This window comes from Acetobacter malorum, from assembly GCF_002153605.1.
Lineage (GTDB): Bacteria > Pseudomonadota > Alphaproteobacteria > Acetobacterales > Acetobacteraceae > Acetobacter > Acetobacter malorum_A.
This window is the reverse complement of sequence record NZ_JOPG01000013.1, coordinates 1-14,429: the sequence shown is the minus strand read 5'-3', so window position 1 is coordinate 14,429 and position 14,429 is coordinate 1. Positions and strand designations below refer to the sequence as shown.

The 14,429-nt window shown below is 59.6% G+C and carries 11 protein-coding genes and 1 riboswitch; of the genes, 10 read left to right on the top strand and 1 reads right to left on the bottom strand.

Annotation, left to right across the window (positions count from 1 at the left end):
- Nucleotides 1–276 precede the first annotated feature (276 nt).
- From HK23_RS06495 to HK23_RS06460, 8 genes are all read left to right on the top strand, one after another.
- Nucleotides 277–1,509, top strand: a complete 1,233-nt coding sequence (locus tag HK23_RS06495; protein WP_063907037.1) for an MFS transporter — start codon at nucleotides 277–279, stop codon at nucleotides 1,507–1,509.
- 18 nt (nucleotides 1,510–1,527) lie between these two features.
- Nucleotides 1,528–1,786: riboswitch (cobalamin riboswitch) on the top strand.
- A gap of 158 nt (nucleotides 1,787–1,944) precedes the next feature.
- On the top strand, nucleotides 1,945–2,367 hold the full coding sequence (locus HK23_RS06490) for a DUF1636 domain-containing protein (protein ID WP_063907084.1): 423 nt from the start codon (nucleotides 1,945–1,947) through the stop codon (nucleotides 2,365–2,367).
- Entirely contained in the window at nucleotides 2,364–3,428 is a 1,065-nt protein-coding gene (cobW, locus tag HK23_RS06485) for a cobalamin biosynthesis protein CobW (RefSeq protein WP_086653341.1), read from the top strand. The genes HK23_RS06490 and cobW overlap by 4 nt, the downstream gene beginning before the upstream one ends.
- 23 nt (nucleotides 3,429–3,451) lie before the next feature.
- Nucleotides 3,452–6,970: a cobaltochelatase subunit CobN gene (gene cobN / locus HK23_RS06480; RefSeq protein WP_086653340.1), complete on the top strand. Its 3,519-nt coding sequence runs from the start codon at nucleotides 3,452–3,454 to the stop codon at nucleotides 6,968–6,970.
- The gene (locus HK23_RS06475) at nucleotides 6,967–8,397 is read left to right on the top strand and encodes a cobyrinic acid a,c-diamide synthase CobB (protein WP_086653339.1); all 1,431 of its coding nucleotides are present in this window, start codon (nucleotides 6,967–6,969) and stop codon (nucleotides 8,395–8,397) included. The genes cobN and HK23_RS06475 overlap by 4 nt, the downstream gene beginning before the upstream one ends.
- A gap of 110 nt (nucleotides 8,398–8,507) precedes the next feature.
- Nucleotides 8,508–9,197, top strand: coding sequence for a histidine phosphatase family protein (locus HK23_RS06470; RefSeq protein ID WP_082881602.1), 690 nt, complete (start codon nucleotides 8,508–8,510; stop codon nucleotides 9,195–9,197).
- Nucleotides 9,194–9,820: a cob(I)yrinic acid a,c-diamide adenosyltransferase gene (gene cobO, locus HK23_RS06465; RefSeq protein WP_063907039.1), complete on the top strand. Its 627-nt coding sequence runs from the start codon at nucleotides 9,194–9,196 to the stop codon at nucleotides 9,818–9,820. The genes HK23_RS06470 and cobO overlap by 4 nt, the downstream gene beginning before the upstream one ends.
- A 14-nt stretch (nucleotides 9,821–9,834) precedes the next feature.
- Nucleotides 9,835–11,355, top strand: coding sequence for a cobyric acid synthase (locus HK23_RS06460; RefSeq protein ID WP_086653338.1), 1,521 nt, complete (start codon nucleotides 9,835–9,837; stop codon nucleotides 11,353–11,355).
- Nucleotides 11,356–11,433: 78 nt separating this feature from the next.
- Here the strand turns inward: HK23_RS06460 and HK23_RS06455 are convergent, their stop codons facing one another.
- A complete protein-coding gene (locus tag HK23_RS06455) occupies nucleotides 11,434–12,258 on the bottom strand; it encodes a mechanosensitive ion channel family protein (RefSeq protein WP_179193826.1) in 825 nt (274 codons plus the stop codon).
- 269 nt (nucleotides 12,259–12,527) lie between these two features.
- Between HK23_RS06455 and HK23_RS06450 the strand changes: the two genes are divergently transcribed.
- Nucleotides 12,528–13,073: a 2-thiouracil desulfurase family protein gene (locus tag HK23_RS06450; RefSeq protein ID WP_086653336.1), complete on the top strand. Its 546-nt coding sequence runs from the start codon at nucleotides 12,528–12,530 to the stop codon at nucleotides 13,071–13,073.
- A gap of 353 nt (nucleotides 13,074–13,426) precedes the next feature.
- Nucleotides 13,427–14,368: a hypothetical protein gene (locus HK23_RS14265; protein ID WP_143217503.1), complete on the top strand. Its 942-nt coding sequence runs from the start codon at nucleotides 13,427–13,429 to the stop codon at nucleotides 14,366–14,368.
- The last annotated feature ends 61 nt before the right edge of the window (nucleotides 14,369–14,429 follow it).

Genomic DNA, 14,429 nt, shown 5'->3' with positions numbered 1-14,429 from the left:
CCGTTTCATCCCCTTCCTTCACAAAATTGTCTTCCTGCTCACCCGGTTCCCGGCATGGGGGTGGTGCGTCCTCCGTCGCGTGGTCCTGCGGGCATTTTTCCAGCTTTTCCGCGGCTGTCAGGGGGGACGATCTGAGCGGGGCCGGGTTTCGTAAAACCCGCCACCGTCACTCCGCTGTTCACGAATTGTTGCAGCGGTTTTTTAGGGGAAGATTTTTAGAAAAAATACGATATGGACACCGCCCTTTGACGAACGCTTTGAGCAAGGGTGAAAACAGTGTTCAGCACGCTTTCTGTTTCAACACGGATTGGCCTTGTCGCGCTGTGCGCGGCAACCTTTACGGCTATCACCAGTGAGCTTGCTCCCGTTGGGCTTCTGCTGGATATGGCGCGCGCTTTTAACATCAGCACGGGCCGCGCTGGGCTTGCTGTCAGCGCTTATGCGCTGATTGTCACGGTGGCCGCTGTCCCGCTGACGGTGCTGACCGCACGCGTCGAGCGCAAGCGTCTGCTGCTTATCGCGCTTTCGGGCTATGTGGTTTCCAACCTGATTTCAGCCTTCGCGCCCACCTTTGGCATCGTGTGCTTTGGCCGCGCGATTGGCGGGGGCGCGCATGCGCTGCTCATGTCCATGGTGTCCGCCTACGCGGCCCATCTGGTTCCTAAAAAACTGACCGGTCGAGCTATTTCTTTTGTATTTGGCGGCTCTTCCATGGGCGGCGTGCTGGGCGTGCCGGGCACGGCGGCCATCAGCCAGCTTGCCGGCTGGCGCGTGGCTCTCATGGTCGTGGCAGCGCTGGCTGCGGTTCTTACGGTGCTGATTGCCGTTTGTCTGCCGCCGGTTATCAAACCCGCCGGGCGTCCCTCCGGCCCGTATAAGGTGCCGCGTGAATCTGTCCGGGCTTTTGCGTGGGTGATCTCGGCCAATGCGCTGTTCTTTGTCGGCCATAACGTGGTCTACACCTACATCGCACCGCTGCTGATGGCACACGGGTTGCCGGAAACTTCCGTCAGTGTGGCGCTGCTGATTATCGGGGTGTTCAGCCTGTCCGGCCTCTGGGCGTCCGGCCTTATGGTGGACCGCTGGCCGCGTGTCGGTGTGCTGGCATCGGGGGCAGCCATTTCGCTGGGCATTGCCCTGCTGGGCGGCCAGTTTATGCCGGCATGGGGTGGCGTGGGCGTCGCAGCCCTGTGGTGCGCAGGCTATGCGTCCATCATCCCGTTCATGATGTCCGGTGCCATTCGCGCTCGTGCCACCACGGCGGATACGGCCGGGGCGGCTATCAACAGCACCAGCAACCTTGGCATTCTGCTTGGTTCCGCACTGGGTGGGCAGTTGCTGGCGGTGTATGGGGTCAGCGTTCTGGTGCCGGTGGCGCTTGGCGTCTGTGCGCTGTCCATGCTGGTCATTCTGCTCAGCGGCAATGCCTTCCCCGCGCATCTGGGCGAGCATGAGGATGAAGAAGCAGCCGAACAGGTGTGTGCGGAACGCGGTCCGCTCATGACTTGAAAAATACCCCCATTATGCGATGCTCAGCCGCATGATGGTGTCCCGCAAGGGATGAAAAGGGAAGAACGGTGCGCAGCTTCGGCTGCAAGGCCGTCGCTGCCCCCGCAACTGTAAGTGATTGCATGGTCCGCTGTGAGCCTGCCCCTTTAACCGGGCAGGCTCATGCCACCGGCCCCACCGGGCCGGGAAGGCAGGCAGACCCGCAGACTGCATGGTTAACCCCCGCGCAGACCTGCACGACACAAGCCAGGAGACCTGCCATCATCCGCGTGCCCCCTCGGGGCGTGCGGTTGTTTGAGGTGTCGTGTCCGGCGGGGTGCCCGGAAGGCGAGGGTGCGCCGCGCCGCGCATCACTTCTGCCCCGGCAGGAGCACCGGTTGTGCACTCCGTTTAAGTGCTGTTCCGCATGGGATGGTGCCTGATCGGGAAAATTTTATGCCTGCGTCTGTTACGCACTCCGCCTCTCCCCCATCATCTCCTCCTGCTGCGGCAGAAGGCCCCGTGCTGCATGTCTGCACCACCTGCCGCCGCGGTGGCCCCGCCATGGAGCATCCTCCGGGCGCGCAATTGCTGGACCGCCTGCAAACGGTGCTGGAGGCCAGCCCGCAACCCATCACCCTGCGTCCCGTTGCCTGTCTGGCCGCGTGTGACCGGGGCTGCACGGCGGCCATCTCCATGCCCAACCGCTGGACCTGGCTGCTCGGCCATCTCGGGCCGGAAAAAGCGGAAGATCTGCTGGCCTACGCCAAACTTTACGCAGCCTCTGCCAAAGGCACGGTGATGCCTTCCCGCCGCCCGGCCTCACTGTCTGATATGATTCTGGGCCGCGTGCCCGCAACCGAACAGGACCCGTCATGACCGGTTTACCCGCCCGTGTTCCCGTTACCATCATCACCGGCTTCCTCGGGGCCGGAAAAACCACGCTCCTGCGGCATATTCTGCAAAAAGCGCAGGGCCATCGCATTGCCGTGGTGGTGAATGAATTCGGCTCTCTGGGTATCGATGGAGAAATCCTGCGCGGCTGCGGTGTGGAAGGCTGCCGGGAGGACGATATTGTTGAACTCACCAATGGCTGCCTGTGCTGCACCGTGGCGGATGATTTCCTGCCCACCATGGAAGCTCTGCTGGACCGCGCCGACCCGCCGGAACATGTGGTGATTGAAACTTCCGGTCTTGCCCTGCCCAAGCCGCTGCTCAAAGCCTTTGGCTGGCCTACCGTGCGCAGCCGCATGACGGTGGATGGTGTGGTGACGGTTCTGGATGCCCCCGCCGTCGCCTCCGGCCGCTTTGCGGATGACCCGGAAGCCGTCGCTAAACAGCGCGAGGCTGATCCCTCACTAGATCATGACAACCCTCTGGCCGAAGTGTTTGAAGACCAGCTCAACGCGGCAGACCTGATTGTGCTGAACAAGACCGACCTGCTGGACGCCACCCAGCTTGATGCCGTGGAAGCCGAGATCAAAAAGCTCTGCCCGCGCCCGGTGTGCATTATCCGCGCGCAGGATGGCAAGGTGGACCCCGCCGTGCTGCTGGGCCTTGGTGCGGAGGCCGAGGCCGATCTTCAGTCCCGCCCGTCACACCATGATGCGGAAGATGGCGAGCATGAGCATGATGATTTTGAAAGCTTCGTCGTCACCGTGCCGGAGCAGCTTTCTGTCGAACGTTTCCTCACGCTCCTGCAGGATGTGGCCGCCCGGTATGATGTGCTGCGCATGAAAGGCTTTGCCACTGTGCAGGGCAAACCCATGCGTCTGGCCGTGCAGGGTGTGGGCACGCGCTTCCGGCATGAGTTTGACCGCCTGCTGACGCCGCAGGACGCCCGCACGGGCCGCATTGTGGTCATCGGGCAAAAGGGGCTGGATGAGGCCGCCATTACGGCAGCCCTCGCGGCAGATGCTGCCTCAACCACCGCCGGTTAAACAGAGAAGGCAGGGCCGCCCTTATGCACCTCCTTGTCCGGGAAAACAGGACGCTTGATGAGCAGGATGAGGCCGAAGACCTCGGCCTGCCGCCAGCGGATCTGGTGGTTCTCTCCTTTACGGAGAGCGACCTGCTCGGCCTGCTCCACGCGCAGGAGCGGCTTAAGGGCGCATCACCCTCTCTTCAGGTCACCAGTCTGGCGCGGTTGCGTCATCCTATGTCGGTGGATCTGTATTTGGAGACCACACTGGCGCAGGCCCGCTGTGTGGTGGTGCGTCTGCTGGGCGGTCTGGATTACTGGCGCTATGGGGCGGAGGAACTGGCCGCATGGTGCCGGGAGCATAAAGTGCCGCTGGCTCTCCTGCCCGGCGAGGCTACCCGGCAGGGTGCAAGCACTCCGGCCTCCATGCCGGACGATACCCGTCTGGCAGAACTCTCCACTGTTTCTGAGGAAATTCGTAATCGCTTAAACGGATTTTTTCAGCATGCTGGAACCGGCAATATGGAGCACGCCCTGCGGCTGATGGCCAGTCTTTCCGGACAAGGCGCGGATGACGGCGCACAGCCTGAGCCTCTGCCGCAGTGGGGGCTGTATCGTACGGTTACCGGTGTTCCGGTTGAGAAAGTGACAGCCGCAGGGCGGAGTGATCGGGAGGCCACCCGTCTTCCGTCCGACCGTGTGCTGCGGGCTACGCTGGTGTTTTACCGGGCGCATCTGATGGTGGGGGATATCGCCGCGCTGGATCTGCTGGCCGAAACCCTCGCGGCCCGAAACTGCACGGTGGAGATGCTGTTTGTCACATCCCTTAAAGACCCTGTTGTCGCCAAAGGGGTTGCAGAGGCGCTGAGCCGCTCAAAACCGGATATTTTGCTCAACGCCACGCTGTTTTCATCCAGAAACCCGCAAGGGGAGTCTCCGCTTACAGTCGCGGACGCGCCCATCCTGCAACTGCTGCAACCGGGGGCGACGCAGGCGGTGTGGGAACGCAGCCCGCGCGGTTTGTCCCGGTCGGACCTCGCCATGCAGGCCGTGCTGCCGGAACTGGATGGGGCTATTGCCACGCTTCCGATTTCCTTCCGGGCAGAAGCCCCGCCCGGTCTGCCCGCCGCCCGCGTGCCTTATCTGCCCGGTATCCGCCAGACTGCGGACCGCGCGCTGGCATGGGCGCGCCTGCGGTATTTAAAGCCCGAGCAAAAGCGCGTGGGCATCATCCTGTCCGATTATCCGGGGGCAGGGCTCACGCAGGAAACCGGGCATGTGGCCCATGCCGTCGGGCTGGATGGGTTTGCCAGTCTGGCTTCCATCCTCACGCTGCTGCGGGCGGAGGGGTATCAGACGGGTCATGCACCTCTGCCGCAGCCGGAAGAACTCGTGGCGCTGCTGGCGCAAACCGCGCCCCGGCCTCTTTTCTGCGTCGCCACCTATCGTGCTCTCGCCGCCGGGCTGGATGCCGCCTTCATGGCCTCCGTTACACAGGCATGGGGAGAGCCGGAGCAGGACCCGTGTGTGCAGGACGGCAAATTTCACCTGCGGGCGATAGAACTGGGCCATCTGACTCTGGCCGTACAACCGGACCGTGGGCGGCAGGCTGACCGTAAAGCCCTGTATCATGACCCGGACAGCCCGCCCTGCCACGCCTATGTTGCGTTCTATCTCTGGTTACGCAGCGTGCAGCGGCTGGACGCACTGGTGCATCTGGGCACGCACGGCACGCTGGAATGGCTGCCCGGTAAGGCCGCGGCTCTGTCGGCATCCTGTGCGCCTGCGGTGCTGACGGGGGATTTACCGGTTATCTACCCATTTATTGTCAACAATCCGGGCGAGGCCGCCACGGCCAGACGGCGGCTGGGTGCTGTAACCATCGGGCACATGACGCCCCCGGTCATGCAGGCGGACCTTTCACCAGACATGCAGGCGCTGGAACGGCTGATTGACGAATATGCCGAGGCCGACGGTCTGGACCCGCGCCGGGGCGCTCTGCTGCGCAAGGATATTCTGGAAAAAGCATCCCGCACAGGCGTTCTTTCAGAAAGCGGCGTCCGACCGGGTGAGGATGATGAGGCCGAAGCTCTGGCCCGTCTGGACGCTTATCTGTGTGATGTAAAAGACCTGCAAATCCGTGATGGCCTGCACATTTTTGGCCAGAACGCCCCCAAAGCAGAGACGCTCGCACAGGCTATTTTTCAGGCCTGTAGACCTCAGAGTGAGCGTCTTCAGAGCGAGGCGCAGACCTCAGAAAAGCAGAGTGCTTTGCTGGAAGAGATCACAGCCCGCATCCGCCAGAGCGGCCCTGCGGAAGCACAGGCACTTCTGGCTGCCCTCGCAGGGCGGTTTGTCGCATCCGGTCCGGCCGGAGCCCCCACACGCGGGCGGCTGGATGTGCTGCCCACCGGACGCAACCTGTTCACGCTGGACCCGCGCGCATTACCTACGCCCTCCGCTATGGTGCTGGCCGGAAAAATGGAAAAGCTTTTGCTCACACGGCATTTGCAGGAACAGGGTGAACCGCTGACCCGTCTGGTCATGGATTTGTGGGGTTCAGCCAGCCTGCGCACGGGCGGTGAGGACATGGCTCTCGCCCTCCGCTTGATGGGCGTGGAGATCAAACGGGCTGAAAGCACCGGGCACGTCACCGGGTTTGAAGTTATTCCACTGCCCGTGCTTAATCGCCCCCGCGTGGATGTCACGTTGCGTATTTCCGGCCTGTTCCGGGATGCTTTTCCGGATCAGATTGCCCTGTTCGATCAGGTGGTCAGCGCCGTCGCCAACCGGCGTGAACCCCCGGACTGGAACCCTCTGGCCGCCAGCGCCAAAGGTCTGGACGGCGAGGCCCGCACCCGCGCCACCGCCCGCATTTTTGGCGCGGCCAGAGGTACCTACGGCACAGGAGTAGAAGAGGCTTTGCAAACCGGCACATGGGCGGATCAGGCTGCTCTGGGCAAAGCCTGGCTGGAAGGGTCCGCATGGACCTACGGTGGCGGGCGAGACGGCGGGCAGGATGCCGACGCTTTGGCCACACTTCTGGGGCAGGCCGACGCCGTGCTGCATGTGCAGGACCACGCGGAGACGGACATGCTGGAAAGCCCGGAAAATGCCGCGCATGAAGGCGGTCTGGCTGCCGCCGCAGCCGCACTCGGGGCCAGCCCCGCGCTGTGGCACGGGGACACCTCGCGCCCGGATACGCCCCGCCTGCGCGCCACCGCGCAGGAAGTGGCGCGGATTGTGCGCGGGCGGCTGGCCAACCCGCGCTGGATTGAGGGCATGCAGCAGCACGGCTACGCAGGCGCTGCGGAACTGGCCCGTGGTCTGGACGCCCTGCATGGGTTTGCCGCCACGCTGCCAGAGCGGTTTGACCAGCAGTTCGATATGGTTTTTGCGGCCACACTGGGGAATGAGGCGTGTGATGCCTTCCTCCAGCGGGAAAACCCGGCAGCGCGGGAGGCAATGCGCGCCCGCTTTGCCGATGTCTGGCAGCGCGGCCTGTGGCACCCCCGCGGCAACAGCGTGGCGCAGGTTCTGGAAAGCGGAGAACAGGCATGAGCGCACGCGCACTTATGGTTGCAGCGCCCCGGTCTGGCGGCGGGAAAACCACGGTCACACTGGCCCTGCTGGCGGCCTTCCGGCGGCGCGGCATCCGGGTGGGCGCGGCCAAGACCGGCCCGGACTATATTGACCCTGCCTTCCATGCGGCCCTCACCGGTCGCCCCGGCCTCAATCTGGATAGCTGGTGCATGAACCCGGCTCTGCTGGCCGCCACACTGGAGGCCGCCCGGCAGGATGTGGACCTTGTGGTGGTGGAATCTGCCATGGGCCTGTTTGACGGGCTGGTCGCGCCCAAGGACGCACGCGGTTCACCGTCCGACATTGCGGCCCGCTTTAACATCCCCGTGCTGCTGGTGCTCGATGTCTCCGGGCAGGGCCAGACGGTGGGGGCGGTGGCGCATGGTTTTGCCACATGGCAGCCGGATGTGCAGGTGGCAGGCGTGGTGCTCAACCGTGTGGCCTCTCCCCGCCATGCCAGACTGACAGAAGGGGCTATTCAGGCGGCAGGCCTGCCGGTGTGCGGCACGCTGCTCCGCCAGCCCGGCACGCCCCTGCCGGAGCGGCATCTCGGGCTGGTGCAGGCGCGGGAACATGACGGCCTGACAGACTGGCTGGAAGATCTGGCCGACAAGGCCGAGCGCGAACTCAACCTCGACGCCATCCTCGCCACCGCCAGACCGTTGCCAGAAAATCTCCAGCCAGACGCACTCTTACAGGCTCCGGGCAGTCAGTCTGCCTCTTTACAGTCAGCCGTTTCCACTCAGGCACTCCCACCCGGCGCGCTCCCGCCACCCGGCCAGCGGATCGCACTGGCGGATGATGCCGCGTTCTCGTTCCTCTATGGGCATCTGGCGCTGTTCTGGCGGCAGGCCGGGGCGGAGCTGGTGCCGTTCTCACCGCTGGCGGATGAAGCGCCAGATCCCTCCTGCGATGTCTGCTGGCTCCCCGGTGGCTACCCGGAACTGCATGCAGGCCGACTGGCTGCCGCAGAGCATTTCCGGCAGGGGCTGGCCAGCTTTGCACAAACCCGCCCCGTGCACGGGGAGTGCGGGGGCTTCATGGTGCTGGGCGAGGCGCTGGAAGATGCGCAGGGCACCCGCCACCGCATGACGGGCCTGCTGGGGCATGTGACGTCCTTTGCCCGCCGCAAGCTTAATCTGGGCTACCGGGAGGCGACGCTGCTGGCTCCGTCCGTGCTGGGGGCAGAGGGCACCACCCTGCGCGGGCATGAATTCCACTACGCCACCGTGGTGGAGGCCGGGGCGGATGCGCCGCTGGCCCACCTGCGGGCAGGAGACGGCACGGATCTCGGCCCATGCGGTGGGCGCAGAGGCGCTGTGTCGGGCTCATTTTTCCATGTGCTGGCTTGTGGTCCATCCGCCTCGCCCCCACATTCTGGCTGGTCTCATACCGGGTCTTCGTGAAATGCACGGAGCCGGGCGGGAGGGTGCTGCGTTGAAAGCGTGGTTTACAACAGCAGAGGTGTCGGGGCAGGGGTTATACAGACCGGGCGCTTCTGCCTGAGGAGAGAAAAATGGCGCAGTCTTTCCCTGTTTTATTAGTGCGCCACGCACCCGTCATGGTGCCGGAGGGCGTGTGTTACGGGCGGCAGGATGTCGCCCTGCGCCCGGGGTGGGAACGGGTAACCTCCGGGCTGGCTGTGCTGGCGCAGGGTGCCGTCTGCCGGGTGCTGTACAGCTCCCCCGCAGCACGGTGCCAGCAGATGGCCCGCAAACTGGCGGCCTCCACAGGGATGGACTTACGAATCGACCCCCGGCTGGCGGAAATGGATTTTGGGGAATGGGAAGGCCAGCCCTGGCAGGATATTGATCGCGGCCTGCTGGACGCATGGGCTGCGGACCCGGAAGGCTTTGTGCCGCCGGGCGGGGAGAGCGGCCGCGCCCTGTGCCGCCGTGTTCTGGCCTTCTGGCAGGATGTGCAGCAGGCCGGCACACCAGCTTGCGTGCTGTCCCACGGTGGCCCCCTGCGGGTGTTGAGCGCACTGGCCGCCGGGGCTCCGCCCGCCTTGCTGGCACCTTCCATGCCGCAGGGCTTCGCACGGCTGTTCATGGTCAATGGGCCAGCAGGCCTTGCGCCGGAGGTTGAGGCGGACGAACCGGCTTTGTCCTCCGTCGTCCCGCTCTGGCCGCGAGACGTGCGACAGACACCGGCTGATGTCAGCCTCACTTTTCCCAAACCTGATACAGGACAAACTCTCACATGACCTCTGCCGCGCCGTCCTCTCCAGAAAGTGAAGCCGCCCGCCACCGCGAGAAAATGCAAAAGCGCAAGGCCGTGCAGGATCAGGAAGTCGCGGGCAAGCAGATCGAAAAAGGTCTGCTCATGGTCCATACCGGGCCGGGTAAAGGCAAATCGACCGCTGCCTTCGGGCTGGCTCTGCGCACGGTGGGGTATGGCCGCCGCGTGGTGGTGGTGCAGTTTATCAAAGGGGCATGGGATACGGGCGAGCGCCGGGCGCTGGACCGGTTTGATGATCTTGTGGAATTCCATGCTCTGGGCGAGGGTTTTACGTGGGAAACACAGGACCGCGCGCGGGATATTGCTGCCTGCCAGCAGGCATGGGCTGTGGCGAAGGAAGCCCTCTCCAACCCGGATGTTGCCCTTGTGGTGCTGGATGAACTCAATATCGCCCTGCGGTATGATTACCTGCCACTCGCCGAAGTTCTGGCAGCGTTTGCCGCCCGCCCTCCCGGGCAGCACGTGGTGGTCACAGGCCGTAACGCCAAACCGGAGCTGATTGAAGCCGCCGATCTGGTGACGGAAATGGCGTTGGTCAAACATCATTTCAAAAATGGCGTCCGCGCTCAGCAGGGAGTGGAGTTTTGAGCGCACGCGTTCTCATGGTGCAGGGAACAGGCTCAAGCGTCGGTAAATCAACTCTGGTGGCGGGTCTGGCGCGGGCGTTTACCCGGCGCGGCCTGCGGGTGCGGCCCTTCAAACCGCAAAACATGTCCAATAATGCCGCTGTTACCGCAGAGGGTGGAGAAATAGGCCGCGCACAGGCACTTCAGGCGCGGGCCTGCGGTGTGCGCCCCACGGTGGACATGAACCCGGTGCTGCTCAAACCGCAAGGCGAGACCGGGGCGCAACTGGTCGTGCGTGGGCAGGTGCGCAACAGCCTTGGCGCACGCGATTATCAGAAGCGCAAAGATACTCTTCTTCCTGTTGTGGTTGAAAGTTTTCAGAACCTTGCCGAACAGGCCGACCTCGTTCTGGTGGAAGGCGCTGGCTCGGCTTCGGAAATCAACTTACGCGCCCGCGATATTGCCAATATGGGCTTTGCAGAAGCCGTGAAGGCCCCGGTTGTTCTGGTGGGTGATATTGACCGCGGCGGCGTTATTGCCAGTCTGGTTGGCACACAGGTTGTGCTGCCGCCGGAGGATGCAGCCCGCATCAAAGGCTTCATCGTCAACAGAATGCGCGGCGATATCTCACTGTTTTATGACGGTATGGCGTTCATCGCTCAGCGCACCGGCTGGGCAGCCCTCGGCCTTGTGCCGGACCTGCCCGCTGTGCGCACCCTGCCAGCAGAAGATGCCGCTGACCTGCTTGCTAATCTGACAGCCCGTCGCACAACGCCGCCTGTGTACATCTCTGTGCATAACGGGGATGATAACGCGCAGCACCCTTTACGCATCGCCATCCCGCTTTTGCCCATGATTGCGAATTTTGATGATCTGGACCCGCTCTGTGCAGAACCGGGTGTGCAGATTCTGCCGGTGCAGCGCGGGCAACCCCTGCCGGAGTGTGACCTTGTTCTGCTCCCCGGCTCCAAAGCCACACTGGCGGACCTTGCCACGTTTCGGGCGGAGGGCTGGGCGGAAGACCTCACGGCGCATCTGGTCCGGGGCGGGCACGTCATGGGCCTGTGTGGCGGCTATCAGATGCTGGGCCAAACTGTCGCGGATCCACTCGGCACAGAAGGCCCGTCCGGTGCAGCCCCCGGGCTCGGCCTGCTGGCTGTGGAAACCGTGCTGAGTGACGACAAGCATCTGGAAGACACATCCGGTACAGTTGCTGGCACAGACGCCCCCGTATCCGGTTATGAAATGCACATTGGCCGCACCACTGGCCCCGACCGTGCGCGCCCGTTACTGGTTCTGAACGGAGCAGGGGAGGGGGCCATCTCGGCCAGCGGGCAGGTCTATGGTACGTATCTGCATGGCTTGTTTGGCCACCGCGCCGCCCGCATGGCTCTGCTGGCCCGCGCAGGGGGAGCGGCCTTCCGCCCCGGTGGTGTCTGGTATGAGGCTAACGTGCCAGAGCATCACGACACGATTGTGGAACAGGCGCTCGACAGGCTGGCCGACCATCTGGAAGCCCATATCGATCTGGATGCGCTTCTGGCTCTTGCGACATAAAAAAACGCGGCCTTCTCTGTAAAAAAGAAGACCGCGCTTAAAACGCTAACCGATAACAGGCCTGTGCGGCTCCGGTGTTCAGTTAGCCGGAGCTGCGCGGGTGGTGGTGCCCAGACGGTAGCCGTTCTGTTTGAGAACCTGAATGGCCGTTTCAGAATATTTACCCGTCAGCGGGGTGACGTTACCCGGAGCGCACCAGAAGCTGAGTGTCACAGCAATATTGGCAGGCTGTGGCAGGAAACCGACGGACGGGCCGGGGTTTTTCAGAACCAGTTCATCATTCGCTACAGCGCCGAGCAGCAGGGCGCGGGCTTTGTCGATATCGTCGTTATAGTCAATCAGCAGCGTGACAGAGGCCTGAAGCCTGTCAGACTGAGAGCTGTTGACCACAATATTGTTGGAGAGCGTGCCGTTGGGCACATAAATCAGATCGTTTTTGCTATCCCGCAGAACAGTGCGGAACATTTCGATAGATTCTACCGTGCCTGCGCTACCGCCAGCCACAATGGAATCCCCCACCTTGAAGGGGCGGAACAGCAGGATCAGCACGCCACCGGCAAAGTTCGCAAGGCTTCCCTGCAACGCCATGCCCACGGCCAGACCGGCCGCACCCAGAACAGCGACGAAGGATGTTGTGGCAATCCCCACCATGGAGGCCACGCTGATCAGCAGCAGTGCCTTCATCAGCAGGCCGGCAACACTCAGCAGAAAGCCCTGCAGGGTCGGTTCAATATGGCTTGCTGCCATCATCCGGCCCATGGCGTGGGTGACCATGTTGATGATCTTCCAGCCGACCAGAAGCACAATAAGGGCCAGAATCACCTGCCCCGTGTAGCCCAATACTGTCGGGAGCCACGCATTAAGCTGGGTCCACAACGAATTGACCTGATGTTCCATAACCATTCCTGAATTCTCTGTTCATAACGCGTACGCATCCGCGCACTTACCCCCTTTAGTCCAGGGTATTCTGGGCATTTTCAAGACCACGGGCAGGAATTGTGACCAGTCTGGCGGAGTATTGGCTCATCTCTTTTTCTGTTCACTTCAGACGAGAAGAGAAAATATAAGAAAAAATCTGAAAATCGACTTTGTTATCAAAACTGAAAAATTCGAAAATTCTCTCAGCAGGGGTAACACCTCCACCGTTTCCGTCCTAAAACAAAGGCATCAGCATGACGCAGAAAGGGCGCACCGTGGCATCTCCAAAAATTCTAATAAGCGCCTGCCTGCTTGGCCGCTCTGTCCGTTATAACGGCTCTGCAAAGCCCGTTTTACATCCGGCGTTGAGTGCATGGCAGAAGGCCGGTCAACTTGTCATGATCTGCCCGGAAGTTGCCGCAGGGTTCAGCACCCCACGCCCCCCGGCTGAAATCACGCACGGCCAGTCTGGCCCCGACGTGCTGGCTAGCACTGCCCGCGTGCAGGATACCACCGGAGCGGATGTCACGGCCCAGTTCATCACCGGTGCCAAAATCGCGTTGGCCTTAGCACAGGAACACGACTGCAAATTCGCCATCCTGACCGACGCCAGCCCCTCCTGCGGCAGCACCCACATCTATGACGGCACCTTCCAGGGCAAAAAACACCCCGGCACCGGCGTCACCACAGCCCTTCTCCGCGCCCACGGCGTGCAGGTGTTTGCTGAGACGGAGATTGATGGGCTTGTGGCTTTTCTCTCAAAAGTTCTTCCAAAGAATAAATTTTTCAAACTGTTATGACTGCTTTCGCCTTATCTCAGATGAAAAGCATGGTCGTTGTGTTAGATATCACGGTGCCATATTGGCGGTCCAAATGGTTTTGAAGGGCGATAAGCCGCCCTAGATGAGCTAGTTTGATCGCTCGCAAACTGGATATTTATAGTTATTCCCAAAAATTTTGTGGCTAGGATATTCGTAGTTTATTTGCTTTCATGCGATGGAATTTCGTTTTTTGTTTGAATTGCATTTAGAATCCTCAAAAATACATTCTGTGCGCGAATTTTATTTTAGTTATAATGAAAATTATTGCTATGATCTCGGGGAAATATACTATACTATATTAGTTATTTCACAATAAGAGGGCATATTAAGGCATGAGTATTGCAGACAATACAAATGAAAAAAAGATCAGCTTAAAAAAAATATTCTTATTTTTTGTTCCGCTGATTACACCTGTTCTATTGCTATCCATTCCTGGATATGTGGTGTTATTTTATTATCAAATTCATATTAGAAATCTATCATCATTTTTAACACAAATAAATGTACCTATATTTGTTATTCTGGGTATTGTTAGTGTATTTTTTTATGTGCTTCTCGTACTTTACGGAATGGCATCAAGTTTTTGGTTATACATGCTAATAAATTTTTCCATGAAGAAAATTCTGAATACGAGTAATTTAGATAAATCTAACATAATAAAAAATACAAAAATGGGTATGTATTTCTATTCTATTGGATCAATTTTGGTTTTTATTATTATTGTTATTAGTTTGTATACAGAGAGAGTAAATAATTATAGTATTTCATTGTCGCTTTATTTTTTCATAGTTGGATTTTTATCTATAGCAGCAGTTGATAAAATACCTAAAGATAATTTTAAAAGGTCATTATTTTTAATATTATCTCCTGTTGCTGCAGGATTAATACTTCCAGTATTTCTGCAGGGTACCGGACCCATGATCGCCGAAGATTTTATATCTATTATAGGTATGAGAACACGGAATTTTAATAATGTTTATATATCAATGAATGAATATAAAAAAATAGATGCATTGCTTAAAGTGTTGAGTGGAGTCGAGCAAAGTGTTTGTTATATATCTGTAAGCGGAAGGGAGTTTGTAAATATAAAAATATCATTTGGAAAAGAAAAAGACAGTATTCCATTGGTTGTTTTATGGAATGATAATTCCGACCATAAAATAGTAGGATTTGATAATAGGTGGACTCCTAATGGTCCATTTGAATTTCCAACTTTTTCTATTTCTAATAATGATTTTTTTGAGTTACCTAAGAAATTTGTAAATAATTGTTAGGTATTAAAAAATGGTGGGTGACAATAAATATAAATATAAATATAAATATAAATATAAATAT